Raw genomic sequence first — 26,062 nt, 5'->3', positions numbered from 1 at the left:
GGTTGCGGCGATCTTATCGGTTTTCACTGAGGGATGTCAGGGGTAGAGTGAACCTCATTGTCTTTCAACGCATTTGCCTGGAGCGCCCGATGACCCAGCCTACGACCTCTTTCAACCTGCGCAGCGGCCCTGATGCCAACGGCCTGTTCGGCGCATTCGGCGGCCGTTATGTGGCCGAGACCTTGATGCCGCTGATTCTTGATCTGGCCCGTGAGTACGAAGTGGCGAAGGAAGATCCGGCCTTCATTGAGGAACTGGCCTACTTCCAGCGTGACTATGTCGGTCGTCCGAGCCCGCTCTACTTCGCCGAGCGCCTGACCGAATATTGCGGTGGCGCCAAGATCTACCTCAAGCGTGAAGAGCTGAACCACACCGGCGCGCACAAGATCAACAACTGCATCGGCCAGATCCTGCTGGCGCGGCGCATGGGCAAGAAACGCATCATCGCCGAGACCGGCGCGGGTATGCACGGCGTGGCCACCGCCACCGTGGCCGCGCGTTTCGGCCTGGATTGCGTGATCTACATGGGCACCACCGACATCGAGCGCCAGCAGGCCAACGTGTTCCGCATGAAGCTGCTCGGGGCGGAAGTCATTCCGGTGGTCGCCGGCACCGGCACCCTGAAGGACGCCATGAACGAGGCCCTGCGCGACTGGGTCACCAACGTCGACAGCACGTTCTACCTGATCGGCACCGTGGCGGGCCCGCATCCTTATCCTGCGATGGTGCGTGACTTCCAAGCGGTGATCGGCAAGGAAACCCGCGATCAGCTGCAAGCCCAGGAAGGTCGCCTGCCGGATAGCCTGGTGGCGTGCATCGGTGGCGGCTCCAACGCCATGGGCCTGTTCCACCCGTTCCTGGACGACAAGAGTGTCGAAATCATCGGCGTCGAAGCCGCAGGCTATGGCATCGAGACCGGTAAGCACGCGGCGAGCCTGAACGGCGGCGTCCCCGGCGTACTGCACGGCAACCGCACCTTCCTGTTGCAGGACGACGACGGCCAGATCATCGACGCCCATTCGATTTCCGCGGGGCTCGACTACCCCGGTATCGGCCCGGAACATGCCTGGTTGCACGACATTGGCCGCGTCCAGTACACCTCGGTCACTGACGCCGAAGCCCTCGAAGCCTTCCACAAATGCTGTCGCCTGGAAGGGATCATTCCTGCACTGGAAAGCGCCCATGCCCTGGCCGAAGTGTTCAAGCGCGCACCCAACCTGCCGAAAGATCACCTGATGGTGGTCAACCTGTCCGGTCGTGGCGACAAAGACATGCAAACCGTGATGCACCACATGGAACAGTCCCAGCAGGAGAAACACTGATGAGCCGCCTGCAAACCCGTTTTGCCGAACTCAAGGAACAGAACCGCGCCGCCCTGGTGACTTTCGTCACGGCGGGCGACCCGGACTACGACACGTCGCTGGCGATCCTCAAGGGCCTGCCGGCGGCGGGTGCCGACGTGATCGAGTTGGGCATGCCATTCACCGACCCGATGGCTGACGGCCCGGCGATCCAATTGGCGAACATTCGCGCCCTGGGGGCCCAGCAGAACCTTGCGAAAACCCTGCAGATGGTTCGTGAGTTCCGCAAAGACAACACTGAGACACCGCTGGTGTTGATGGGCTACTTCAACCCGATCCACCGTTATGGCGTGCAGCGTTTCATTGGCGAGGCGCTGGACGCTGGCGTGGATGGCCTGATCGTCGTGGACATGCCGCCCGAGCACAACAGCGAACTGTGCGAACCGGCCCAGGCTGCTGGCCTGGATTTCATCCGCCTGACCACGCCGACCACTGACGATGTGCGGTTGCCGACGGTGCTCAACGGCAGTTCGGGCTTTGTGTACTACGTGTCGGTCGCGGGCGTGACTGGCGCCGGCGCCGCGACGCTGGAGCATGTGGAAGAAGCCGTGGCGCGCCTGCGCCGCCATACCGATCTGCCCATCAGCATTGGTTTCGGTATTCGTACACCGGAGCAGGCGGCGGCCATCGCACGGCTGGCCGACGGGGTGGTGGTCGGCTCGGCGCTGATCGACCATATTGCCAGCGCCGACACATCGGAACAGGCGATCGATGGCGTGTTGAGCTTGTGTGCGGCCCTGGCTGATGGTGTGCGCAAGGCGCGTCTCGGCTGATTCCTGGTTCGGCGCTGAGCCAAAAAAAGGGTTCAGAACTAGGTTCTGAACCCTTTTTTATTGCGCCGGGATTGCTCTTGTGGCGAGGGAGCTTGCTCCCGCTGGGTCGCGAAGCGGCCCCAAACAGGTTCATGCAATTCTTTCAGAGAGGGCGCATTGGCTGGTTTACGACTGCTTCGCAGCCGAGCGGGAGCAAGCTCCCTCGCCACAATGACGACCCTGTTCGTCAGGGCAACTCCAACCCGCCCCCGGCCTTGTGCAGTTCGCGCAAATGCTCGCCGATCTCCTTCACATTGGCCTCGCTTGCAGCAATTTCAGCCGCGCGGCTCGGTTCGAGCAAGGCCCGGACTTCCTTGTCCAGATCGCCTGTCAGTGTTTGCAGTTGCTTTTGCCGCAAACTGCTTTCCGATTCCAGGCGTTGCCACTCGCTGGGTTGCGGCAAGCCGTAGCCGCTGCTGCCCAGCAGTTCGGCCGGGCGGCTGAGGAAACCGCTATTGGCGAGGATCTGCTGCAGCGTCGCGTTAGCCCTTTCCATGCCACCGTTCTGCAACTCACGGGCTCCGAGGTAGCGCTGTTTGACTTCATCCTGCGCCAACAACAACTGCCGACGATAACTGGCCTGCTCCAGCAGCAACAACGCCGCGCTGGTGCGCAGGTCCGCCTGGTCGAACCAGACGCGGCGTTCGGCGGCGTCCAGGGCCAGCCAGTCTTCCACCGTCTGTTGCTTGATCGGCAGATATTTCTTCAGCACATCGAACATGGCCTGGTACCGCTCGCGGAATGAGTCGAAGTGGTAGCCCAGGCGCAAGGCTTCCTTGGGGTCATCCAGCACGCTGGTATCTGCCAGGCCCCGACCCTTGAGCACTTCCAGCAGGCCGTTGGGCATGATGCTATCCAGACCGTTGAGCTGCTTGTTGTTGCTGCCGCTGCGCAGCAGTTTCAGGCTCTCCACGGCGCAGTTATTGGACAGGAAGTAATAGTTGCCGTCATAGCTCCAGTGCATTTCGGCGGCGTGCTCGACCGTCTCCTCGATTTCGGTGCGCGACAGGTTCAGCGGCACCGATGCCAGGCTGCGTAGCTCGGTCTTGGTGTATTCATCGATCACCTGGGCCAACGGCAATACGAACAGGCGCGAGGGGTATTTGCCGACCAGCCCGTCCCAACTCGACAACTGCACATCGCCCACGAAGGCGCGGTAGGACAGCACCAAGTGTTGGTCCAGATCCAGCCGGCAGTCTGGACCGCGTGGCCGGCCCGGTGCGCAGATCACCAGCCGGAGCATGCTGTGGCCCCAGCGGCTTACCCAGTTCTGATTGGCCTCGGCCAGCAGGTAATCAATGGCATAGACCCGCTCTGGATCGACCTTGCCCAGGGGTGTCTTGGCGAAGTCGTTTCCAGCGTTGAGGAAGGCGAACGATTGGGCGCAGGTATCCTTGGCGGCAGGCGCCCAGCCGAAGTGTTCCCGGTAATAGCGATACAGGGCCGGGCGTCGGCAGGCGTAGCTCGGGTCGAGGAGAAAGTACTCCATGTTGACCGCGACGAATTCCTTGGGGCTGCTCGTTTCATAGAGGTCCGGGCTGCGGGCGACCTGGCGGTTGTGCTGTTCCCGCGCGCCGCGACGGCCGACGTATTGCGGCCAGCCGGCGAGGTCCAGCAAGCGCGGATCATCGCTGAGGGTGAAGCGGCGGTCGTTCTGGCCCCGGCATTCATCGGGGAGGCCGATCAGCCCGGCGCTGCCGTTGCGTCGAGTGCAACGCTGGATCAGCGTGCGTTCGGCGTCTGGCCATAGGCGCGAGCGGTCGTAGATGTGGGTCAGTTCATGCAAGACCGTGGCGAGCATTTCCCGGCGGACGGTGCCGTGGGGGCGCTGGGTCTTTTGCGTCGCGGCGCTACCGTCGACAAGGCTGTCGAGCAGGTTGCTGTTGAGGTCCAGTTGCGACACCAACGAGGCCTGGCCGTAGGCATTGGCGGGCATCTGGTCGGTCCAGCCGACATTGATGCGTCGGTCCAGTCGCTCGATGAAGCGCGGCGGCAGGGCCTGCATGGCTTCATCGAGCAGCGCCTGGCTGGCCTGCTGTTGCGCCGGGCTCAGTCCTTCGACGTTGAGGTGCAGTTGCAGGCCGGCCTGGGCCATGCTGGCGGTGAGCAGCAAGACCCCGGCCGCCATCCAGGCGGCGAACCGCCTCACAATGCGAGGATGGCTTCGGCGAGAACCTGGTCACTGGCATCCCGGGCTTCCGGCACGCGGGTGCGCAAGGTGTCGAAGGCGGCCTCGAGATGAGCACCACGAATTTCACCATTGCTGGCGACAAAACTGGCCGCATCGTCATGGGCTTCGCGGACGATTTTCGAATCACGGATGGACGTGGTGGTGTCGGAGGTGAAATCGATCGTGCGCTGGGAGGCGCGAACGATGATGTTACTGGTGGCTACCAGGGTTTGTGCCTGGGCCACATCGGCCAAAACCAACAGGCCGAGGGCGGCAGCAATCAGCGGGCTACGCATGGAACGACTCCGGAAAAATAAGGATAACTATTGGACGAGAATTGCTTGTGCCAGTTCAAGGTCGCTGGCATGAAGTTTTGGCTGGGTCCGGCGCAGGTAGTCCAGGGCCGATTCCAGTTGTGCACCTCGCAACTGCCCGTCGCTGGCAATGAAGGCCGCAGCGTCATCACGAGCGGCGACGATCAGTTTATGGTCGAAGGGCGCGGACGTCACCATGCTCGTGGCATAGCCGCTGACCACTACTTGCTGGGTAGACACATCGAAGGCATGGGCCGGCACGGACCAGCAAGAAACGACGAAGAAAGACGCGATGAACAGATCTGAGTAAAAACGCATGGGACTCGACGGTTGATGGCGAGCCTGAAGGCTAGCGCAAACCTGCGGGCCAGAGCCAGTGCTGAAACATCGGAACACCAATTGGCGCCCGATGTTTCATGTTGCATCAGATCACCAGGATGGCCTGGGCCAGCTGCGCATCGGTGGCGTTGAGTTGCGGTGCCTGTTGGCGGATGTAATCCAGGGCACTTTCCAGTTTCACACCACGGATGGCGCCTTCGCTGGCTACGAAGCTGGCAGCGTCGTCACGGGCGGCTTGAACGATTTTGTTGTCACGCAATGACGAGGTTGCATCGGAAGTCACGTCGGACGTGGCTTTGAGCGCTCCGACGAGGGAGTCAGTGGTCACAATGAAGCTGCTGGCGTTGGAATGGGCGGCTACGGCCAGGAGAGCAGCTGCGCTGAGCAGGCGAAGACGGATCATGATGAAACTCCTTGAATGAGGGTGATGCCGGTGCGTGTAGCTGGAAGAGGAGACGCATGTTCGACTCGCTTCGCCACGTTCGCCTCGATATTAGGACAGGAACGCGTTGGCTGACAGCCCTTGCGAGTCACTGTAGGACGCTTGCATGGAGTTGTTACGGTTCAAGCATAACTGTACTGGTATGTTTTTGTTTTTATGGGAACTGTTATTTTCCTCCGGACATCCCTAAAAATCGGGGCCCGGAAACGACAAGACCCGTCGCGGTTATCCGCGACGGGTCTTGTTTGTTCAATTCGGTGCTGGCAGTGGACCCGGTGGGTCAGGGCCAGCGACGCTGAGTTAGCGCCAGAACGGCTTGCTCAGCTCTTCGTAGCGTTGTGCTTCGCTGATACCGGCATCAGCCAGCAGGCGCGAATCCAGACGAGCCAGTTGGTGACGGCTGGCGATGCGGCGCTGCCACAACATCAGGTTGGCGATAACGCGAAGAGGCAGGGAAGCCTGGTTTTTTTCAGCTTTGTCTTCGAAAAACAGCTCGGAACTGAGTGTACGTTCCATGGTTGACATCCTTCCGCTTGTGGCGGGATTAGGTAGTGGTTTAACTGGTGCCCATGATCCTCTCGTTTGGCCAGTCTCTCTAGATACAGTTCACCTGTATTGTGAGAGACCAGTTAACTGTTAAAGAGCGGTGTACTGGTCGATATTGAAGCAACTGTACCTGTCTGCACGTTATTGGTGCAATTTTATGCATTGCTGGCAGTTTTGAGGGAAAAGACTGTAGGAAAACACCGGTACAGCAGTACAGTTTTTGACGCAATGGAAGCGAATGGCAGGCTGCAACCAAAACTGTATTTGCGGTAACGGTGATCGAGCTGTATCAGACGGCCAACATGCGCCCGGTTTCTTCCAGGTTCAGGTGCCAACTCAGTGCATCGCGCAGGATATGCGGGGTATGCCCGCCCAAGGCGCACGCGGCGTCGAAATAGTCATTCAAGGCCTGGCGATAGGAAGGGTGCACGCAATTGTCGATGATCACGCGTGCCCGCTCCCTCGGCGCCAGGCCCCGCAGGTCGGCCAGGCCGATCTCGGTCACCAGGATGTCAACGTCATGTTCGGTATGGTCTACATGGCTGACCATTGGCACGACACTGGAAATGGCGCCGCCCTTGGCAATCGACTTGGTAACGAAGATCGCCAGGTGGGCGTTACGGGCGAAGTCCCCCGAACCGCCGATGCCGTTCATCATCCGCGTGCCGCAGACATGGGTGGAGTTGACGTTGCCGTACAGGTCGAACTCCAGCGCGGTGTTGATACCAATGATGCCCAGGCGGCGCACCACTTCGGGATGGTTGGAAATTTCCTGGGGGCGCAGGACCAGTCTGTCCTTGTACTTCTCCAGGTTCCCGAAGACGTCGGCATTGCGTCGACCCGACAGGGTGATCGAGCTGCCAGAGGCGAAACTCAGCTTGCCGGCGTCGATCAAGTCAAATGTCGAATCCTGCAGGACCTCGGAATACATGGTCAGGTCTTCGAACGGGGAATCGATCAGTCCGCACATCACGGCGTTGGCGATGTTGCCAATTCCGGCCTGCAACGGCCCGAGCTTATTGGTCATGCGTCCAGCCGCGACTTCCTGCTTGAAGAAGTCGATCATGTGATCGGCAATGGCCTGGGTGTCGCTGTCGGGTGGCGCGACGGTCGAAGGCGAGTCCCCCTGGTTGGTAATGACAATGGCCGCAATTTTTTCCGGCGGGATCGGGATCGCGGGACTGCCAATGCGGTCGTCGACTTTCACCAGGGGAATCGGCGTGCGGGTAGGGCGATAGGTCGGGATATAAATGTCGTGCAGCCCTTCCAGGTTCGGGTTGTGGGCCAGGTTGATCTCGATGATCACTTGCCGGGCGAAGATGGCGAAACTGGCCGAGTTGCCCACCGACGTGGTCGGTACGATATGCCCTTGCTCGGTGATGGCTACTGCTTCGATCACGGCAATATCAGGCAGCTTGAGCTGGCCGTTGCGCAGTTGTTCGACGGTTTCCGAGAGATGCTGGTCGATGAACATCACCTCGCCCGCGTTGATCGCCTTGCGCAGCGTGCTGTCGACCTGGAACGGCATGCGTCGTGCAAGTACACCGGCTTCGGTGAGCTCCTTGTCGAGGTCGTTGCCCAGGCTCGCGCCGGTCATCAGGCTGATTTTCAACGGCGTGACCTTGGCGCGCTCAGCCAGGGCGTGGGGCACTGCTTTCGCTTCTCCAGCGCGGGTAAAACCGCTCATGCCGACAGTCATGCCGTCCTGAATAAACAAGGCTGCTTCGGCAGCGCTCATCACTTTGTTCAATAACGAAGGCAGGCGGATGCGATCACGGTACATAGGGGTTATCTCGGGCTGGAAGGCAAGATGCGCAGTCTAGTGAATTAGCGCTGTGCCCGACCCGCTACAAAGGTCGCATTTTAGGCGTCTATTACGGGCGTTTCAGGCAAAACATCATTACCGGATCGGTAATATTTTGCCTTGATACAAATCAAAACGCCCCGACAAGTCGGGGCGTTTTTGAGTGAAACAGCGATGGGGTTATTCCACGGCTTTGACCATATCCTCGATGACCTTCTTGGCGTCACCGAACACCATCATGGTCTTGTCGAGGTAGAACAGCTCGTTGTCCAGGCCGGCATAGCCGCTGGCCATGGAGCGCTTGTTGACAATGATGGTCTTCGCCTTGAAGGCTTCGAGGATCGGCATGCCGGCAATCGGCGATTTCGGATCGTTCTTCGCCGCTGGGTTGACCACGTCGTTGGCGCCCAGTACCAGCACCACGTCGGCCTGACCGAACTCGGAGTTGATATCCTCCATCTCGAACACCTGGTCGTAAGGCACTTCGGCCTCGGCCAGCAGGACGTTCATGTGCCCTGGCATGCGACCGGCCACCGGGTGGATCGCGTATTTAACGGTCACGCCATGGTGGGTCAGCTTCTCGGTCAGCTCTTTCAGCGCGTGTTGCGCCCGGGCCACCGCCAGGCCGTAGCCTGGAACGATGATCACCGTGTCGGCGTTGGTCAGCAGGAAGGTTGCGTCGTCAGCCGAGCCGGATTTCACTGGACGGGCCTCCTTCGAGCCTGCCGGGCCAGCAGCATCCGCGGTGTTGCCGAAACCGCCGAGCAGCACGTTGAAGAACGAACGGTTCATCGCCTTGCACATGATGTACGAGAGAATCGCACCGCTCGAACCCACCAGCGAACCGGCAATGATCAGCATCGAGTTGTTCAGCGAGAAGCCGATACCCGCCGCTGCCCAACCGGAGTAGCTGTTGAGCATCGAGACCACCACCGGCATGTCCGCGCCGCCGATCGGGATGATGATCAGTACACCCAGGACAAACGCCAGGGCCAGCATCAGGGCGAACGCGCCGAGGTTGCCGGTAAACATGAAGGTCAGGCCCAGGCCCAGCGTTGCCAGGCCCAGAATCAGGTTGAGCTTGTGCTGGCCACCAAACTGTACCGGTGCGCCCTGGAACAGGCGGAACTTGTACTTGCCCGAGAGCTTGCCGAACGCGATCACCGAGCCGGAGAAGGTGATTGCACCGATGGCGGCGCCGAGGAACAGCTCCAGACGGTTACCCGCCGGAATCGAATCCCCCAACTGCTTGACGATGCCCAGCGATTGCGGCTCGACGACCGCCGCGATGGCAATGAACACCGCCGCCAGGCCGATCATGCTGTGCATGAAAGCCACCAGTTCCGGCATCTTGGTCATCTCGACGCGCTTGGCCATGATCGAGCCAGCAGTACCGCCGACCAACAGGCCGACGATGACGTAGCCAATGCCGGCGGTTGCCAACTCGGCACCTAGTTTATAGATGAGACCCACGGTGGTGAGCACCGCCAACGCCATCCCGAGCATGCCGAACAGGTTGCCGCGGCGGGAGGTGGTGGGGTGCGACAGGCCTTTGAGGGCCTGGATAAAGCAGATGGACGCGATCAGGTAGAGCGTCGTTACCAGGTTCATGCTCATTACTTGGGCGCCTCTTCTTTTACGGCTTTCGGGGCTTTTTTCTTGAACATCTCAAGCATGCGGCGCGTCACCAGGAAGCCACCGAACACGTTCACCGCGGCCAGGGCCACGGCGAGGGTGCCCATGGTCTTGCCCAGCGGCGTTACGGTCAGCGCTGCAGCGAGCATGGCGCCGACGATCACGATCGCCGAAATGGCGTTGGTCACCGCCATCAATGGCGTGTGCAGCGCGGGCGTTACGTTCCAGACCACGTGATAACCGACATAAATGGCCAGCACAAAGATGATCAGGTTGTAGATACCGGGGGAGATGAGCTCTTCCATTGTCTGAATCCCTGCTTAGGCGTTTTTGCGGATGACCTGGCCGTCGCGGCACATCAGGCACGCGGCGACAATGTCGTCTTCCAGGTTCACGTCGAACTGACCTTCCTTGGTGAAGACCAGCTTCAGGAAGTCCAGCAGGTTACGGGCGTACAGCGCCGAAGCATCGGCCGCGACTTCGCCGGCCAGGTTGGTCGGGCCGGCGATGGTGACGCCGTTCTCGATCACCACCTGATCAGCCACGGTCAGCGGACAGTTGCCACCCTGGGCTGCCGCGAGGTCGATGACCACCGAGCCGGGTTTCATCTGCGCGACGGTTTCAGCACTCAGCAAGGTCGGTGCCTTGCGGCCCGGAATCAATGCGGTGGTGATGACGATGTCGGCCTGCTTGGCGCGCTCATGCACCGCCTGGGCCTGGCGCTGCATCCAGCTGGCCGGCATGGGCCGGGCATAACCGCCGACGCCGACCGCGCATTCACGCTCTTCGTCGGTCTCGTAAGGCACGTCGACGAACTTGGCGCCGAGGGATTCGATTTGCTCCTTCACCGCAGGACGCACGTCCGATGCCTCGATCACCGCTCCGAGACGCTTGGCCGTGGCAATTGCCTGCAGCCCCGCCACGCCGGCGCCAAGGATCAATACCCGCGCCGCTTTCACGGTCCCGGCGGCAGTCATCAGCATCGGCATGAAGCGCGGATAGTAATGAGCGGCCAGCAGCACCGCTTTGTAGCCGGCAATGTTCGCTTGAGACGACAGCACATCCAGGCTCTGGGCGCGGGACGTACGTGGCGCGGCCTCAAGGGCGAAAGCGGTAATGCCGCGTTCGGCCAGCTTGGCGATGGTTTCGTTGTTGAACGGATTGAGCATGCCCACCAGAACGGTGCCGCTCTTGATCAGTGTCAGTTCGCTGTCGCTGGGAGCGACCACCTTGAGGATCAGCTCGGCCCCGAATGCATCACTGGCGCTGCCAATGGTTGCGCCCGCTGCCTCATAGGCACTGTCGATAACGCTGGCCTTGATACCGGCGCCGCTTTGGACAGTGACTTTATGGCCTTGGCCGATCAACTTCTTGATGGTTTCCGGGGTAGCAGCAACCCGTGTTTCACCCGTTTGGGTTTCGAGGGGAACACCAATGTGCACGTCAAATCTCCTGCGTGATCTTATTGAGTAAACCCAGGCACTTCGGATGGTGCGGCTGGGGCGGCCGATCAGCACGATCCCGCCAAACCAGGCGGGGCGCGGCATTTTGCAGGCGAAAATTCAGCCCTTCAAGGGATTATGACGGGTGACGGAAAATTAACTACAAGTCACCCTGTGACCGAATGTCGCAATTATCGATCGGCAGCCCTTGTGGGCCGTGCTTTCCAAGGATTTAGGTTCAAATTGACAATTCTTCCCATCGGCCAGATGAATAAGCGCTGATGCGCTGCGCGATATGGCTCTAAGCCATGTATTTAGACGCTTTGGAGACTACTGCACGGGTTTCATAACAGATTGACTGAATGCGACATAAACTTATATCTGTAGCGACTTTTGTTAGTTGACTACCTAAGTAGGATTTTTGCTTTCCCTTATTAATCAAGGTGATAGCTCGTGGCTTGTTTCACCAGCCAATCACGAAAAGCTCGAAGAGAGGCAGATTCGACCTTTCGCTCTGGAATCATCAGGTAGTAGGCCTTGATGCTCGACAGTGCGTTACGGTTGGCCACGACCAAACGTTGCTCTGCAAGCTCGCGCTGAATCAAAAAGGGCGGAATCAGCGCAACGCCCATGTCGTGCATGGCCGCTTGGGCGAGCATGGAGAATAGTTCATAACGAGGGCCTGTCAGGTCTCGTGCGATGTTCAGGTTCTGAGCGTTGAACCACTGGCGCCACGCATACGGGCGAGTGGTCTGCTGGAGCAAGGGCAAATCGGCAATGGCCTCCGGTGTCAGGCTCTTCCGGTCACCCAGTAAGGCAGGGCTGCATACCGGCATCGGATTTTCGCCCATCAGCTTGTGGGATTCGGTACCGGACCAGTCCGCGTCGCCAAAGTAGATGGCGGCGTCAAACTCTGTGTCCGCAAAGAGAAAGGGGCGTGTGCGGTTGGTCAGGTTGACGGTGACTTCCGGATGCTGCTGCTGGAAGTCCTTGAGACGTGGCAGCAGCCATTGGGTGCCGAAGGTCGGAACCACGGCCAGTTCAATCACGTTCGCGCCGGTGTGCCCCATCACGGAAAGTGTGTCGCGCTCGACGGCATCCAGTTGGGTGGCAACCCGGCGGCTGTAGGAAAGACCCGCTTCGGTCAGTTTGACCCCACGGCGCGAGCGTCGGAAAAGCTCGACGCTGAGGAAATCCTCCAGGCTGGCGATCTGTCGGCAGATAGCGCCTTGCGTGAGGGAAAGCTCCTGTGCCGCCTTGGTGAAGCTTTCATGGCGTGCGGCAGCCTCGAAACTGACCAGGGCGGCGGTACTGGGGATTTTGCGGCGCATGTACGTATGCCTCACTCAATAGCTGCTTAAACAGGGTTTACGGCGATTACGGAGTGAGAAATTAGCACAGCATAGTGCGTAATCCTCGTTTGCCCTTGTAGGAAACCGCGCCTAGGATCAATCCACGATTTTCATTTAATTGGCGAGGACTCTTTCATGGCCGGCAAAGCGAGCTTCAACTGGATCGATCCATTGTTGCTGGATCAGCAGCTCACCGAAGAAGAACGCATGATTCGCGACACTGCCGAGCAGTTCGCCCAGCAGAAACTGGCACCGCGAGTGCTGGAGGCGTTCCGCCATGAGAAAACCGACCCGGCGATTTTCCGCGAGATGGGTGAGGTGGGCCTGCTGGGGGCAACCATTCCTGAGCAGTACGGCGGCAGCGGGCTGAACTACGTCAGCTACGGCCTGATCGCTCGCGAAGTGGAGCGCGTCGACTCCGGTTATCGCTCGATGATGAGTGTGCAGTCCTCGCTGGTCATGGTGCCGATCAATGAATTCGGGACTGAAGCACAAAAGCAGAAGTATTTGCCGAAGCTGGCGTCTGGCGAATGGATCGGCTGCTTTGGTCTGACCGAGCCGAACCATGGGTCAGACCCAGGCGCGATGATTACTCGTGCACGCAAAGTGGAAGGTGGCTACAGCCTGACGGGCAGCAAGATGTGGATCACCAACAGTCCGATCGCTGATGTCTTTGTCGTCTGGGGCAGGGACGATGCTGGCGATATCCGCGGTTTCGTTCTTGAAAAAGGCTGGAAGGGGCTGAGCGCGCCGGCGATCCATGGCAAGGTCGGGCTGCGCGCTTCGATCACCGGCGAAATCGTCATGGACAATGTATTCGTCCCGGAAGAGAACATTTTCCCCGATGTCCGTGGCCTGAAGGGCCCGTTTACTTGCCTGAACTCAGCGCGCTACGGGATCTCCTGGGGCGCTTTGGGAGCCGCTGAATTCTGCTGGCACACCGCTCGCCAGTACACGCTGGATCGCCAGCAGTTCGGTCGTCCGCTCGCGGCCAATCAGTTGATCCAGAAGAAACTGGCCGACATGCAGACTGAAATCACGCTTGCGCTGCAGGGGTGCCTGCGTTTGGGGCGTATGAAAGATGAGGGCACGGCGGCAGTCGAGATTACCTCGATCATGAAGCGAAACTCCTGCGGCAAGTCCTTGGATATTGCTCGGATGGCGCGGGACATGCTGGGCGGCAACGGTATTTCCGATGAATTCGGTATCGCTCGTCATCTCGTGAACCTGGAAGTCGTGAACACCTACGAAGGCACGCACGACGTTCATGCGCTGATCCTGGGGCGTGCGCAAACCGGTATCCAGGCGTTCTATTAATAGGAGAACGGTCATGGGCGCGCTTTCGCATCTGCGGGTATTGGATTTATCGAGGGTCTTGGCCGGGCCGTGGGCCGGACAGATCCTGGCGGACCTGGGGGCTGACGTCATCAAGGTCGAGCGTCCCGGCAATGGTGACGATACGCGCGCCTGGGGGCCGCCCTTCCTGAAGGATGCCAGAGGCGAGAACACGACCGAAGCTGCCTATTATCTGTCGGCCAATCGCAACAAGCAGTCGGTGACCATCGATTTTACGCGGCCAGAGGGTCAGCGGCTGGTGCGGGAGCTGGCGGCCAAGTCCGATATCCTGATCGAGAATTTCAAGGTGGGCGGCCTGGCCGCGTATGGCCTGGACTATGACTCGCTGAAGGCGATCAATCCGCAATTGATCTACTGCTCGATCACCGGGTTCGGACAGACCGGCCCTTATGCCAAGCGCGCCGGGTATGACTTCATGATCCAGGGGCTGGGGGGCTTGATGAGCTTGACCGGCCGCCCAGAGGGGGATGAGGGCGCGGGGCCGGTGAAGGTGGGGGTTGCGCTGACGGATATCCTCACGGGGTTGTACTCGACGGCTGCCATTTTGGCGGCGCTGGCTCATCGGGATCATGCCGGCGCAGGGCAGCACATCGACATGGCCTTGCTGGATGTCCAAGTGGCTTGCCTGGCTAACCAGGCGATGAACTACCTGACTACGGGCAATGCGCCGAAGCGGCTGGGCAATGCTCATCCGAACATCGTGCCTTATCAGGATTTTCCTACGGCTGACGGCGACTTCATCCTTACTGTGGGTAATGACGGCCAGTTCCGCAAGTTCGCTGAGGTGGCCGGGCAGCCGCAGTGGGCTGATGATCCGCGTTTTGCCACGAACAAGCTGCGGGTCGCAAACCGTGCGGTATTGATTCCGTTGATCCGCCAGGCCACGGTGTTCAAGACCACCGCTGAGTGGGTGGTCCAGTTGGAGCAGGCAGGTGTACCGTGCGGGCCAATCAACGACCTTGCCCAAGTGTTTGCCGACCCTCAGGTGCAAGCGCGTGGATTGGCAATGGAATTGCCTCATCTATTGGCCGGTAGCGTGCCGCAGGTGGCCAGCCCGATTCGACTGTCCGAGACGCCGGTGGAGTATCGCAATGCGCCCCCTTTATTAGGGGAGCATACGCTGGAGGTATTGCAGCGAGTGTTGGGGTTGGATGAAGCGGCAGTGGCGGCATTCAGGCAGGCTGGGGTTCTTTGAGCGTTCTCTTCTATATAGAGGGGTTTTTAAAGGGGGATTTCCGGTGCTGCGCAACTTATTGATAGAAAAGCGAAATTAGGGGTTGACGGCAGATTCTGGAAGTCTATAATTCGCCCCACTTCCGGCGCAGTCGAAACGGAAAACTCCTTAAGATTCAATGAGTTAAGTAGGTTTCGAAGATGCAGGGCTTCAGTTCATCGAAGCTTGGAAGGAGCAGATAGAGCGGTGATGTTTGGCTCTATCGGCGGTTCGATCTTCTCGGTCGAAAGCGGTGAAAAAGAGGTGTTGACAGCAGCGAGTAACGCTGTAGAATTCGCCTCCCGCTAACGAGAGATCGGAAGCGCAAGTGGTTGAAGTTGTTGATGTTTCCGAAGCGAAACTTTGAAAACTTCTTAAAATAACCGCTTGACAGATGCACGGGGCGCTGTAGAATGCGCGCCTCGGTTGAGACGAAAGGCTCAGCCAACCGCTCTTTAACAACTGAATCAAGCAATTCGTGTGGGTGCTTGTGGAGTCAGACTGCTAGTCAACAGATTATCAGCATCACAAGTTACTCCGCGAGAAATCAAAGATGTAACCAACGATTGCTGAGCCAAGTTTAGGGTTTTCTCAAAACCCAAAGATGTTTGAACTGAAGAGTTTGATCATGGCTCAGATTGAACGCTGGCGGCAGGCCTAACACATGCAAGTCGAGCGGTAGAGAGGTGCTTGCACCTCTTGAGAGCGGCGGACGGGTGAGTAATGCCTAGGAATCTGCCTGGTAGTGGGGGATAACGCTCGGAAACGGACGCTAATACCGCATACGTCCTACGGGAGAAAGCAGGGGACCTTCGGGCCTTGCGCTATCAGATGAGCCTAGGTCGGATTAGCTAGTTGGTGGGGTAATGGCTCACCAAGGCGACGATCCGTAACTGGTCTGAGAGGATGATCAGTCACACTGGAACTGAGACACGGTCCAGACTCCTACGGGAGGCAGCAGTGGGGAATATTGGACAATGGGCGAAAGCCTGATCCAGCCATGCCGCGTGTGTGAAGAAGGTCTTCGGATTGTAAAGCACTTTAAGTTGGGAGGAAGGGCATTAACCTAATACGTTAGTGTTTTGACGTTACCGACAGAATAAGCACCGGCTAACTCTGTGCCAGCAGCCGCGGTAATACAGAGGGTGCAAGCGTTAATCGGAATTACTGGGCGTAAAGCGCGCGTAGGTGGTTCGTTAAGTTGGATGTGAAAGCCCCGGGCTCAACCTGGGAACTGCATTCAAAACTGTCGAGCTAGAGTATGGTAGAGGGTGGTGGAATTTCCTGTGTAGCGGTGAAATGCGTAGATATAGGAAGGAACACCAGTGGCGAAGGCGACCACCTGGACTGATACTGACACTGAGGTGCGAAAGCGTGGGGAGCAAACAGGATTAGATACCCTGGTAGTCCACGCCGTAAACGATGTCAACTAGCCGTTGGGAGCCTTGAGCTCTTAGTGGCGCAGCTAACGCATTAAGTTGACCGCCTGGGGAGTACGGCCGCAAGGTTAAAACTCAAATGAATTGACGGGGGCCCGCACAAGCGGTGGAGCATGTGGTTTAATTCGAAGCAACGCGAAGAACCTTACCAGGCCTTGACATCCAATGAACTTTCCAGAGATGGATTGGTGCCTTCGGGAACATTGAGACAGGTGCTGCATGGCTGTCGTCAGCTCGTGTCGTGAGATGTTGGGTTAAGTCCCGTAACGAGCGCAACCCTTGTCCTTAGTTACCAGCACGTTATGGTGGGCACTCTAAGGAGACTGCCGGTGACAAACCGGAGGAAGGTGGGGATGACGTCAAGTCATCATGGCCCTTACGGCCTGGGCTACACACGTGCTACAATGGTCGGTACAGAGGGTTGCCAAGCCGCGAGGTGGAGCTAATCCCACAAAACCGATCGTAGTCCGGATCGCAGTCTGCAACTCGACTGCGTGAAGTCGGAATCGCTAGTAATCGCGAATCAGAATGTCGCGGTGAATACGTTCCCGGGCCTTGTACACACCGCCCGTCACACCATGGGAGTGGGTTGCACCAGAAGTAGCTAGTCTAACCTTCGGGAGGACGGTTACCACGGTGTGATTCATGACTGGGGTGAAGTCGTAACAAGGTAGCCGTAGGGGAACCTGCGGCTGGATCACCTCCTTAATCGACGACCGCAGCTGCTTCATGAGCTCCCACACGAATTGCTTGATTCATTGAAGAAGACGATAGAAGCAGCTTTAAGCTCCAAGCTGATAGCTCACAGCTAACAGTTACAAGCTCGAAATTGGGTCTGTAGCTCAGTTGGTTAGAGCGCACCCCTGATAAGGGTGAGGTCGGCAGTTCGAATCTGCCCAGACCCACCAATTTTGTTATGGGGCCATAGCTCAGCTGGGAGAGCGCCTGCCTTGCACGCAGGAGGTCAGCGGTTCGATCCCGCTTGGCTCCACCATAAACTGCTTCTGAAAGCTTAGAAATGAGCATTCCATCAAGGTGATGGTGAATGTTGATTTCTAGTCTTTTGATTAGATCGTTCTTTAAAAATTTGGGTATGTGATAGAAAGATAGACTGAACGTTACTTTCACTGGTAACGGATCAGGCTAAGGTAAAATTTGTGAGTTCTCTTAGTTGAGAAATTCGAATTTTCGGCGAATGTCGTCTTCACAGTATAACCAGATTGCTTGGGGTTATATGGTCAAGTGAAGAAGCGCATACGGTGGATGCCTTGGCAGTCAGAGGCGATGAAAGACGTGGTAGCCTGCGAAAAGCTTCGGGGAGTCGGCAAACAGACTTTGATCCGGAGATGTCTGAATGGGGGAACCCAGCCATCATAAGATGGTTATCTTGTACTGAATACATAGGTGCAAGAGGCGAACCAGGGGAACTGAAACATCTAAGTACCCTGAGGAAAAGAAATCAACCGAGATTCCCTTAGTAGTGGCGAGCGAACGGGGACTAGCCCTTAAGCTTCTTTGATTTTAGCGGAACGCTCTGGAAAGTGCGGCCATAGTGGGTGATAGCCCTGTACGCGAAAGGATCTTAGAAGTGAAATCGAGTAGGACGGAGCACGAGAAACTTTGTCTGAATATGGGGGGACCATCCTCCAAGGCTAAATACTACTGACTGACCGATAGTGAACTAGTACCGTGAGGGAAAGGCGAAAAGAACCCCGGAGAGGGGAGTGAAATAGATCCTGAAACCGTATGCGTACAAGCAGTGGGAGCCCACTTTGTTGGGTGACTGCGTACCTTTTGTATAATGGGTCAGCGACTTATTTTCAGTGGCGAGCTTAACCGAATAGGGGAGGCGTAGCGAAAGCGAGTCTTAATAGGGCGTCTAGTCGCTGGGAATAGACCCGAAACCGGGCGATCTATCCATGGGCAGGTTGAAGGTTGGGTAACACTAACTGGAGGACCGAACCGACTACCGTTGAAAAGTTAGCGGATGACCTGTGGATCGGAGTGAAAGGCTAATCAAGCTCGGAGATAGCTGGTTCTCCTCGAAAGCTATTTAGGTAGCGCCTCATGTATCACTGTAGGGGGTAGAGCACTGTTTCGGCTAGGGGGTCATCCCGACTTACCAAACCGATGCAAACTCCGAATACCTACAAGTGCCGAGCATGGGAGACACACGGCGGGTGCTAACGTCCGTCGTGAAAAGGGAAACAACCCAGACCGTCAGCTAAGGTCCCAAAGTTATGGTTAAGTGGGAAACGATGTGGGAAGGCTTAGACAGCTAGGAGGTTGGCTTAGAAGCAGCCACCCTTTAAAGAAAGCGTAATAGCTCACTAGTCGAGTCGGCCTGCGCGGAAGATGTAACGGGGCTCAAACCATACACCGAAGCTACGGGTATCACGTAAGTGATGCGGTAGAGGAGCGTTCTGTAAGCCTGTGAAGGTGAGTTGAGAAGCTTGCTGGAGGTATCAGAAGTGCGAATGCTGACATGAGTAACGACAATGGGTGTGAAAAACACCCACGCCGAAAGACCAAGGTTTCCTGCGCAACGTTAATCGACGCAGGGTTAGTCGGTCCCTAAGGCGAGGCTGAAAAGCGTAGTCGATGGAAAACAGGTTAATATTCCTGTACTTCTGGTTATTGCGATGGAGGGACGGAGAAGGCTAGGCCAGCTTGGCGTTGGTTGTCCAAGTTTAAGGTGGTAGGCTGGAATCTTAGGTAAATCCGGGATTCCAAGGCCGAGAGCTGATGACGAGTTACCCTTTGGGTGACGAAGTGGTTGATGCCATGCTTCCAAGAAAAGCTTCTAAGCTTCAGGTAACCAGGAACCGTACCCCAAACCGACACAGGTGGTTGGGTAGAGAATACCAAGGCGCTTGAGAGAACTCGGGTGAAGGAACTAGGCAAAATGGCACCGTAACTTCGGGAGAAGGTGCGCCGGTGAGGGTGAAGCACTTGCTGCGTAAGCCCACGCCGGTCGAAGATACCAGGCCGCTGCGACTGTTTATTAAAAACACAGCACTCTGCAAACACGAAAGTGGACGTATAGGGTGTGACGCCTGCCCGGTGCCGGAAGGTTAATTGATGGGGTTAGCTAACGCGAAGCTCTTGATCGAAGCCCCGGTAAACGGCGGCCGTAACTATAACGGTCCTAAGGTAGCGAAATTCCTTGTCGGGTAAGTTCCGACCTGCACGAATGGCGTAACGATGGCGGCGCTGTCTCCACCCGAGACTCAGTGAAATTGAAATCGCTGTGAAGATGCAGTGTATCCGCGGCTAGACGGAAAGACCCCGTGAACCTTTACTATAGCTTTGCACTGGACTTTGAATTTGCTTGTGTAGGATAGGTGGGAGGCTTTGAAGCGTGGACGCCAGTCTGCGTGGAGCCATCCTTGAAATACCACCCTGGCAACTTTGAGGTTCTAACTCAGGTCCGTTATCCGGATCGAGGACAGTGTATGGTGGGTAGTTTGACTGGGGCGGTCTCCTCCTAAAGAGTAACGGAGGAGTACGAAGGTGCGCTCAGACCGGTCGGAAATCGGTCGTAGAGTATAAAGGCAAAAGCGCGCTTGACTGCGAGACAGACACGTCGAGCAGGTACGAAAGTAGGTCTTAGTGATCCGGTGGTTCTGTATGGAAGGGCCATCGCTCAACGGATAAAAGGTACTCCGGGGATAACAGGCTGATACCGCCCAAGAGTTCATATCGACGGCGGTGTTTGGCACCTCGATGTCGGCTCATCACATCCTGGGGCTGAAGCCGGTCCCAAGGGTATGGCTGTTCGCCATTTAAAGTGGTACGCGAGCTGGGTTTAGAACGTCGTGAGACAGTTCGGTCCCTATCTGCCGTGGACGTTTGAGATTTGAGAGGGGCTGCTCCTAGTACGAGAGGACCGGAGTGGACGAACCTCTGGTGTTCCGGTTGTCACGCCAGTGGCATTGCCGGGTAGCTATGTTCGGGAAAGATAACCGCTGAAAGCATCTAAGCGGGAAACTTGCCTCAAGATGAGATCTCACTGGGACCTTGAGTCCCCTGAAGGGCCGTCGAAGACTACGACGTTGATAGGCAGGGTGTGTAAGCGCTGTGAGGCGTTGAGCTAACCTGTACTAATTGCCCGTGAGGCTTGACCATATAACACCCAAGCAATTTGCTGACTCGAAAGAGCGCCAGATTGCGGTGTGTGAAGACGAAACGAACCGAAAGTTCGAATTTCACAAAACACCGAAAGCTATCACATACCCAATTTGCTGAAGCGCGGCCATCAGGCCACGACTCGGTACCCGAATTTCTTGACGACAATAGAGCATTGGAACCACCTGATCCCATCCCGAACTCAGCAGTGAAACGATGCATCGCCGATGGTAGTGTGGGGTTTCCCCATGTGAGAGTAGGTCATCGTCAAGATTAAATTCCGAAACCCCTATCTGCTGATGCAGGTAGGGGTTTTGTTTTAGTAAGAGTCATCGATTTTACCGACACGTTGCTGTTGAACGGGTTGGACACCGAATTTCTTGACGACCATAGAGCATTGGAACCACCTGATCCCATCCCGAACTCAGCAGTGAAACGATGCATCGCCGATGGTAGTGTGGGGTTTCCCCATGTGAGAGTAGGTCATCGTCAAGATTGAATTCCCAGGACCCCTGTCTGCTGATGCAGACAGGGGTTTTGTCGTTTTTGGGCCGGTAATCGGATCGAGCCTCTGATGCCCCGGCAAACCCCCAATGCCGTTGCTATGCTGTTGTAGTCGGGCTTTGGCGACCCAAAAGCCCGCGACGGTCACTGGTCATGGGGATTCCAATAATGAAAAACCCTTATGCTCCCGGCTTTTGGTGTGCGACTGCGGCATTGCTGCTGCTTTCAGCCACTTATTTCTATGGCGTCATGCTCACTCACCAGATCGACAAGGCGCTCTTGTTCCTCGATAGCGCTGCGGCGTTGATTGGCGTGATATCCATTGCAATCGTGGCCTGGGCATCGCTTCAGGGCCAACGCATCAAGAAAAAACACCTCGAGCAAGGCAAGACCCTGGTGCTGATTTGGGACACCAAAGTGGCGCTGCGCCGTGTCGAAACGGTGTTTGACCGTTATTTCTGGGGCAGCTATTGGCAGCCAGGCCGCACTTTCCAGGAAGTCATGGGCGAGCTCACCGGCACCCCGCTGGAGAAAAGCCTGGAGGCCCTGAAAACCCAATGCGCAGCCCTGGACAAGCAAGTCACCCAAGAAGGTTGGCACTGGCTCAACAACGCCCGTGAATTGTGTGACGTGGCTAGCGCCATGGCCAGGGAGCGCTATCAACTGGACTTTTGCGATTCACGCGCAGAGTCATCGGGTGCGGCGGTGATCAATCGCGATTTTGAAGTGCTGGTGTACACTTGGACGGCCCGGCTCAAGACTTTCGATCATCAGCTCGACGAGATCGAAGTCCAATATTCGTAGACCACCTCTCAAGAAAACGTTTTTGCCCCTATAAACATTGGGCCCGCAAGGGTGCCTGATGGTAATCTCCCCTCCTCTTTACGGCGTCGAGCCACACCCTTCGCGGGTCAGGGAAGACGACGGCTTCTTCAACCATGGATATCGATCGGGTCACTCATGAATAAATCAGCAAGCGTACTTCTGGGAATCGTTGTGGCTGTCGGAGCTATCAGCGCAGGTGGCGCCTGGTACACCGGAACCAAACTCGAAGGCGTGTTGAAAAATGCTATTGCCGATAGCAATAAGCAGATGCAGACAGCCTTGTCCGGATCCAACAGCACTGCCGCCCTGGAGCTGGTTTCCATGGACCGTGGCACATTCAGCAGCACCGCCCACTACCGCCTCAAAGGCGAAGGCGAGATATTCGGCGGCGAGTCGGTCGAGCTGCTCTTCGTCGACCGGATCGAGCACGGCCCACTACCATTCTCGCGTTTGATTACGCTCAAGTGGCTGCCGGTCATGGCCACCAGTCACACCGCTCTCGAGCGCAATCCACTGACAGACAAGTGGTTCGCTGCCACCAAGGACCAGTCCCCGCTCAAAGGTGTGGTCAACCTGGGTTACGACGAGTCCATCAACGGCACCTATGAGCTGCTGCCATTGGAGACGAAGCTGGATGAGCAGTCCCAGCTCACCTTCTCCGGCCTGAAGATCGACGTGGCCGCCAGCGCCCAGGGACAGAAGGTCAAGGCTGACGGCTACATGGACAGCTTCAAGTTGACCACCGTCGCCGAAGACCAGACACCAGTGCAGGTCGATCTGAACGGCCTGACATTGGCCAGTAACCTGAGCAAAAGCACCTACGGTTACTACATGGGTGACAACACCCTGCTGATGAGCAGCACCAAGGCCACCTTTGGCGAGCCGAAGTCAGTGCTGGGCCTGAAGAACTTCGAAATGAAGAACAGCAGCAGCGAGAACGGCACCAGCGCTTCGGGGCGTGCCGATTACAAGATCGGTGAGTTGTCGTTCAACGACAAGACCATTGGTTCGGCGCAGATGGCGGTCAGCCTGAAGAACCTGGACATCCCGGCCACCATGTCGCTGATGCAGATTTACCAGACCAAGCTGCAACCCTATGAAAAAGCCGCTGCCGAGGCTGCGGCGGCCGGTGAGCCAGCGCCAGAGTTGAGCCTGACCGAAGCCGAGGAAGCCCAGGTCAAGGCCGACCTGGAAAAACTCCTGGCCGGTGCTCCGCAAGTGGCCTTGGAAAACCTGTCGTTCAACACCGCCAACGGTGAAAGCCGTGCCAGCCTGATCGTTGATCTGGCCAAGCCGCAGTCCATGGACTTGCCACCAGATGAATTGGGCCGTCAGTTGCTCGCCCTGCTGGATTTCAATCTCAAGGTTTCCAAGCCGATGCTGGTGGACCTGATGACCGTGCAGGCACAGATGGAAGGCCAGACGGATGCCAAGCTGATCGCCGATCAAGCCACCGCCACCAGCGACATGTTCAGTGCGATGGCAGTGGGTACTCAGCTGGCGACCCTTGAAGGCAACGATGTGGTCACCAAGCTGCACTATGCCAACAATCAGGTCGACTTCAACGGCCAGAAAATGACCGTTGAGCAATTCACGGCATTTGTGATGAGCAAGCTGGGTGGTGGTGGCGTCGCCGTCCAGTAACGCGTTCGAGCAATACCCCAAGCCCGGCCCGTGCATGACGCATGGGCCGGGTTTTTTTATGCCCACCGATCTGCCCTGCGCCGAAATCTGTATCGATTCTGAAGAATTGTGGCGTTCCTGAATATGCCCCGTCCGAGGGTGCAAGACTAGGCCCATTAGAGCTTGGCTGGATTCCTTGATCCGGCTTCCTGTTTGATGGGCAAGGGGGCACTGCGACCCGGCTGGCCATGTAAGGATGCTGACGAATGCCGCGTACTGTGGGTCCTTTTATTCATCGTGGTTTGCGCCCGTTGTTTCGCGTCGCGCTGTGCAGCCAATTGTGCTGGCCGATGCTGGTGCTTGCCGATACCGCCTATGACCAAATGGTGCTCGATGCCCGTGCGGGCCATTACACGCCTGCGCTGACCGCGCTGCGCCAGGTGCCGGCCGACCGGGCCAGCGCCGCGCAGATCAGTGACCACCTGCAAATCGCCAGTTGGGCCGGTCTCGACGCCGAGGTGGTGAACGTCTATGAGGCCCAGGGCCGTTATCGAACGCTGCCCGTCCAGGCGTTGACTGCAACGGCCCGTGCCTATCGCAACCTCAAGCGCTGGGATTCGGCGGCCGAGCTGTACCGCCAGGCCTTGGTGATCGACCCTCAGAATCCTGATTTGCAACTCGGCCTGGCGTTGACCCAGGCCGATGCAGGCCGGCCCGACGAAGCTGTCACGCGCGCCAAGGCCCTGGTGGCTGCCAAGCCGACAGATCCGATGCGTCGGCTGGCCTTGGGTTATGCCTTGACCCGCGCCGACAGCCCCCACGAAGCGCTGTTTGAATACGACCAAGCCTTCACCCGCGCCGGCAACAGCCCAGAGGTGGCACGCGAATACATCTACGCCCTGCAACGCGCGCGGCTGCCGGAGCCGGCGCTGCGCCTGGCGCGTCTGCAGCCGGGGTTGATCGACCGTGGCGTGCAGCGGCGCCTGGAGGGTGACGTCGCGGCCGAACGGGTGCGCCTGGCGGACATGGCCAGCCGCAGCGAACAGGAGCGCTTCGTCATTGCCGACCGCGCCCTGGCCGACTACGACAAGTTGCTCGCCACATGGACTCCGGTAGCCGAAGCCAAAGACGACGTGCTCCGTTGGCGCATCGATCGCATGGGCGCCCTCAATGCCCGTGCCCGTCGGGCCGAAGTGATTACCGAGTATCAAAAGTTGCTCGCCGAGGGTGTGAGTATTCCTACCTACGCCCTGCGCTGGGTGGCTTCTTCCTATCTGGAACAGCGAGAGCCGGAGATCGCCGTCGACCTGTATCGCCGGGTCCTGATCGCGCCGGATGCCGATCCTGCGGAGCGCTTTGAAGACAGCACCGCGCTCTACTACGCGTTGTTGGAAAGTGAAAAGTCCGAAGAGGCCCGTGCCCTGGCCGAAGACATGGCGAAAGCCCAGCGTCCACGCGTCGAGCTCAAGGGGCTGCCGATCGGCAACCCCAACGATGAATGGATGGACGCCCAGCAACTCGCTGCCCAGGCCGGCACCTACGGCGCCGACCTGCCTTCCGCCGAAGCCCGCCTGGAAACCCTGGTCAGCCAAGGCCCCGGCAACACCGGGATGCGCCTGGCCCGGGCCGATCTGTACCAGGCCCGTGACTGGCCGCGCCGTTCGGAAAGCCTGCTCAAGGAAGTCGAGGCGACGATCCCGCGCAACCGTGATCTGGAAGTCGCCCAGGCGCGTGCCGCCATGGATTTGCAGGAATGGCGGCAGATGGATGCGCTGACCGACGACGTGGTCGCCCGCTACCCGGAAAATGCCCACGTCAAACGCCTGCAACGCCAGCGTCAGGTCCACGACATGGCCGAGCTGCGCATCGAGGCCTATACCGGCAAGAGCTATGGCGGTGGTAGCGGTGACGCCGGTGCAGTCACTGGCAGCCGGGACTTTGGCATCGAAACGCTGCTCTACAGCCCACCCATCGATGAAGACTGGCGGTTGTTCGGCGGTGCCGGCTACGCCACCGGTGATTTCGAGGAAGGCACCGGCCATCACCGTTGGCAGCGCCTGGGTGTGGAACGTCGCACCCGCGACATGACGCTGGAGGCCGAGGTGTCCAATCACTCTTATGGTTCCGGTGACAAACAGGGCGCGCGCGTGGCGGTGGCTCGGGACATCGACGATCACTGGCAGTACGGCGGCAGTTTGGATTATCTCTCGGCCAATACCCCGCTGCGGGCCCTCAACAGCGGTATTCGCGCCAATGGCGGGAGCGGCTTCGTCCGGTGGCGTGCCCATGAAAGCCGTGAGTGGCGGCTGGCTGTCAGCCCGTCCCATTTCAGCGACGGCAACAATCGCCTCGAAGCCATGCTGACGGGGCGCGAGGGCATCTACAGCGCGCCGCGCCTGCAGGTGGAACTGGGCCTGGAAGTGGGCGCCAGCCGCAACAGCGACTCCAACGAAGTGCCGTATTTCAATCCGAAATCGGATTTCAGCGTCATGCCGACCGTGAGCGCCAACCACGTGTTGTACCGCCGCTACGAAACCACGTGGAGCCAGCAGTTCCAGGCCGGCGCGGGTACCTACAGCCAGCGCGACTACGGCACGGGGGCCATGGGATTGCTCAGCTACGGTCAGCGTTTCATCTGGAACGACGTACTGGAAGCCGGTGCCGCGCTGAGCTGGCTCAACCGCCCCTACGACGGCGATCGTGAAAGCGATCTGCGCCTGCTTGTCGACCTCACCTATCGCTTCTAGAAGAGTTTGA

At 58.2% G+C, this 26,062-nt stretch carries 17 protein-coding genes, 2 tRNA genes and 4 rRNA genes; 13 read left to right on the top strand and 10 right to left on the bottom strand.

Annotation, left to right across the window (positions count from 1 at the left end):
• Nucleotides 1-89: 89 nt before the first annotated feature.
• Complete coding sequence (trpB, locus tag M1D99_RS29300) at nt 90-1,322, top strand: tryptophan synthase subunit beta (RefSeq protein ID WP_072411224.1); 1,233 nt, start codon at nt 90-92, stop codon at nt 1,320-1,322.
• Nucleotides 1,322-2,134 carry a tryptophan synthase subunit alpha gene (gene trpA / locus M1D99_RS29295; protein WP_186708202.1) on the top strand — a complete coding sequence of 271 codons (813 nt, stop codon included), beginning with the start codon at nt 1,322-1,324 and terminating at the stop codon, nt 2,132-2,134. The genes trpB and trpA overlap by 1 nt, the downstream gene beginning before the upstream one ends.
• Nucleotides 2,135-2,360: 226 nt before the next feature.
• Here trpA and M1D99_RS29290 read toward each other — a convergent pair whose 3' ends face one another.
• From M1D99_RS29290 to M1D99_RS29245, 10 genes are all read right to left on the bottom strand, one after another.
• Nucleotides 2,361-4,301 carry a DUF7844 domain-containing protein gene (locus M1D99_RS29290; RefSeq protein WP_458131201.1) on the bottom strand — a complete coding sequence of 647 codons (1,941 nt, stop codon included), beginning with the start codon at nt 4,299-4,301 and terminating at the stop codon, nt 2,361-2,363.
• A gap of 17 nt (nt 4,302-4,318) precedes the next feature.
• Nucleotides 4,319-4,639: a DUF2388 domain-containing protein gene (locus M1D99_RS29285; RefSeq protein WP_186708198.1), complete on the bottom strand. Its 321-nt coding sequence runs from the start codon at nt 4,637-4,639 to the stop codon at nt 4,319-4,321.
• Nucleotides 4,640-4,666: 27 nt separating this feature from the next.
• Nucleotides 4,667-4,975, bottom strand: coding sequence for a DUF2388 domain-containing protein (locus M1D99_RS29280; RefSeq protein ID WP_186708196.1), 309 nt, complete (start codon nt 4,973-4,975; stop codon nt 4,667-4,669).
• A 106-nt stretch (nt 4,976-5,081) separates the two neighbouring features.
• On the bottom strand, nt 5,082-5,399 hold the full coding sequence (locus M1D99_RS29275; RefSeq protein WP_186708194.1) for a DUF2388 domain-containing protein: 318 nt from the start codon (nt 5,397-5,399) through the stop codon (nt 5,082-5,084).
• 339 nt (nt 5,400-5,738) lie between these two features.
• Entirely contained in the window at nt 5,739-5,954 is a 216-nt protein-coding gene (locus M1D99_RS29270; protein ID WP_003187014.1) for a DUF1127 domain-containing protein, read from the bottom strand.
• Between the two features lie 319 nt (nt 5,955-6,273).
• Nucleotides 6,274-7,767 (bottom strand): acetyl-CoA hydrolase/transferase family protein, encoded by a 1,494-nt coding sequence (locus M1D99_RS29265; RefSeq protein WP_434573213.1) that lies wholly within the window; start codon nt 7,765-7,767, stop codon nt 6,274-6,276.
• Between the two features lie 201 nt (nt 7,768-7,968).
• A complete protein-coding gene (locus tag M1D99_RS29260; protein WP_186708190.1) occupies nt 7,969-9,405 on the bottom strand; it encodes an NAD(P)(+) transhydrogenase (Re/Si-specific) subunit beta in 1,437 nt (478 codons plus the stop codon).
• Nucleotides 9,405-9,728, bottom strand: a complete 324-nt coding sequence (locus M1D99_RS29255) for an NAD(P) transhydrogenase subunit alpha part 2 (protein WP_003187010.1) — start codon at nt 9,726-9,728, stop codon at nt 9,405-9,407. The genes M1D99_RS29260 and M1D99_RS29255 overlap by 1 nt, the downstream gene beginning before the upstream one ends.
• A gap of 15 nt (nt 9,729-9,743) precedes the next feature.
• Nucleotides 9,744-10,865: a Re/Si-specific NAD(P)(+) transhydrogenase subunit alpha gene (locus tag M1D99_RS29250; protein WP_186708188.1), complete on the bottom strand. Its 1,122-nt coding sequence runs from the start codon at nt 10,863-10,865 to the stop codon at nt 9,744-9,746.
• A gap of 434 nt (nt 10,866-11,299) precedes the next feature.
• Nucleotides 11,300-12,196 carry a LysR family transcriptional regulator gene (locus M1D99_RS29245; RefSeq protein ID WP_186730262.1) on the bottom strand — a complete coding sequence of 299 codons (897 nt, stop codon included), beginning with the start codon at nt 12,194-12,196 and terminating at the stop codon, nt 11,300-11,302.
• 156 nt (nt 12,197-12,352) lie between these two features.
• On the opposite strand from M1D99_RS29245, the gene M1D99_RS29240 reads away from it, so the two are divergent.
• The 11 genes from M1D99_RS29240 to pgaA all read left to right on the top strand — a co-directional run bounded on the left by M1D99_RS29240 (nt 12,353) and on the right by pgaA (nt 26,052).
• A complete protein-coding gene (locus M1D99_RS29240) occupies nt 12,353-13,534 on the top strand; it encodes an acyl-CoA dehydrogenase (RefSeq protein WP_458131200.1) in 1,182 nt (393 codons plus the stop codon).
• Between the two features lie 13 nt (nt 13,535-13,547).
• A complete protein-coding gene (locus tag M1D99_RS29235; protein ID WP_434573207.1) occupies nt 13,548-14,768 on the top strand; it encodes a CaiB/BaiF CoA transferase family protein in 1,221 nt (406 codons plus the stop codon).
• Between the two features lie 628 nt (nt 14,769-15,396).
• A 16S ribosomal RNA gene (locus tag M1D99_RS29230) occupies nt 15,397-16,933 on the top strand.
• A gap of 123 nt (nt 16,934-17,056) precedes the next feature.
• Nucleotides 17,057-17,133, top strand: a tRNA-Ile gene (locus M1D99_RS29225).
• Between the two features lie 10 nt (nt 17,134-17,143).
• Nucleotides 17,144-17,219, top strand: a tRNA-Ala gene (locus tag M1D99_RS29220).
• Nucleotides 17,220-17,461: 242 nt separating this feature from the next.
• A 23S ribosomal RNA gene (locus M1D99_RS29215) occupies nt 17,462-20,353 on the top strand.
• Between the two features lie 157 nt (nt 20,354-20,510).
• Nucleotides 20,511-20,626, top strand: a 5S ribosomal RNA gene (gene rrf, locus M1D99_RS29210).
• A 106-nt stretch (nt 20,627-20,732) separates the two neighbouring features.
• Nucleotides 20,733-20,848 (top strand): 5S ribosomal RNA (rrf, locus tag M1D99_RS29205).
• Together the 16S, 23S and 5S rRNA genes with 2 tRNA genes alongside form the textbook arrangement of a ribosomal RNA operon.
• A 177-nt stretch (nt 20,849-21,025) precedes the next feature.
• A complete protein-coding gene (locus M1D99_RS29200) occupies nt 21,026-21,661 on the top strand; it encodes an NADH:ubiquinone oxidoreductase subunit N (RefSeq protein WP_434573205.1) in 636 nt (211 codons plus the stop codon).
• A gap of 156 nt (nt 21,662-21,817) precedes the next feature.
• A complete protein-coding gene (locus M1D99_RS29195) occupies nt 21,818-23,326 on the top strand; it encodes a YdgA family protein (protein ID WP_458131199.1) in 1,509 nt (502 codons plus the stop codon).
• Between the two features lie 245 nt (nt 23,327-23,571).
• Entirely contained in the window at nt 23,572-26,052 is a 2,481-nt protein-coding gene (gene pgaA / locus M1D99_RS29190; protein ID WP_458131198.1) for a poly-beta-1,6 N-acetyl-D-glucosamine export porin PgaA, read from the top strand.
• The last annotated feature ends 10 nt before the right edge of the window (nt 26,053-26,062 follow it).

The sequence above is a fragment of the Pseudomonas sp. R3-41 genome (assembly GCF_054161485.1).
This window is presented reverse-complemented; position numbering and strand designations above follow the sequence as displayed.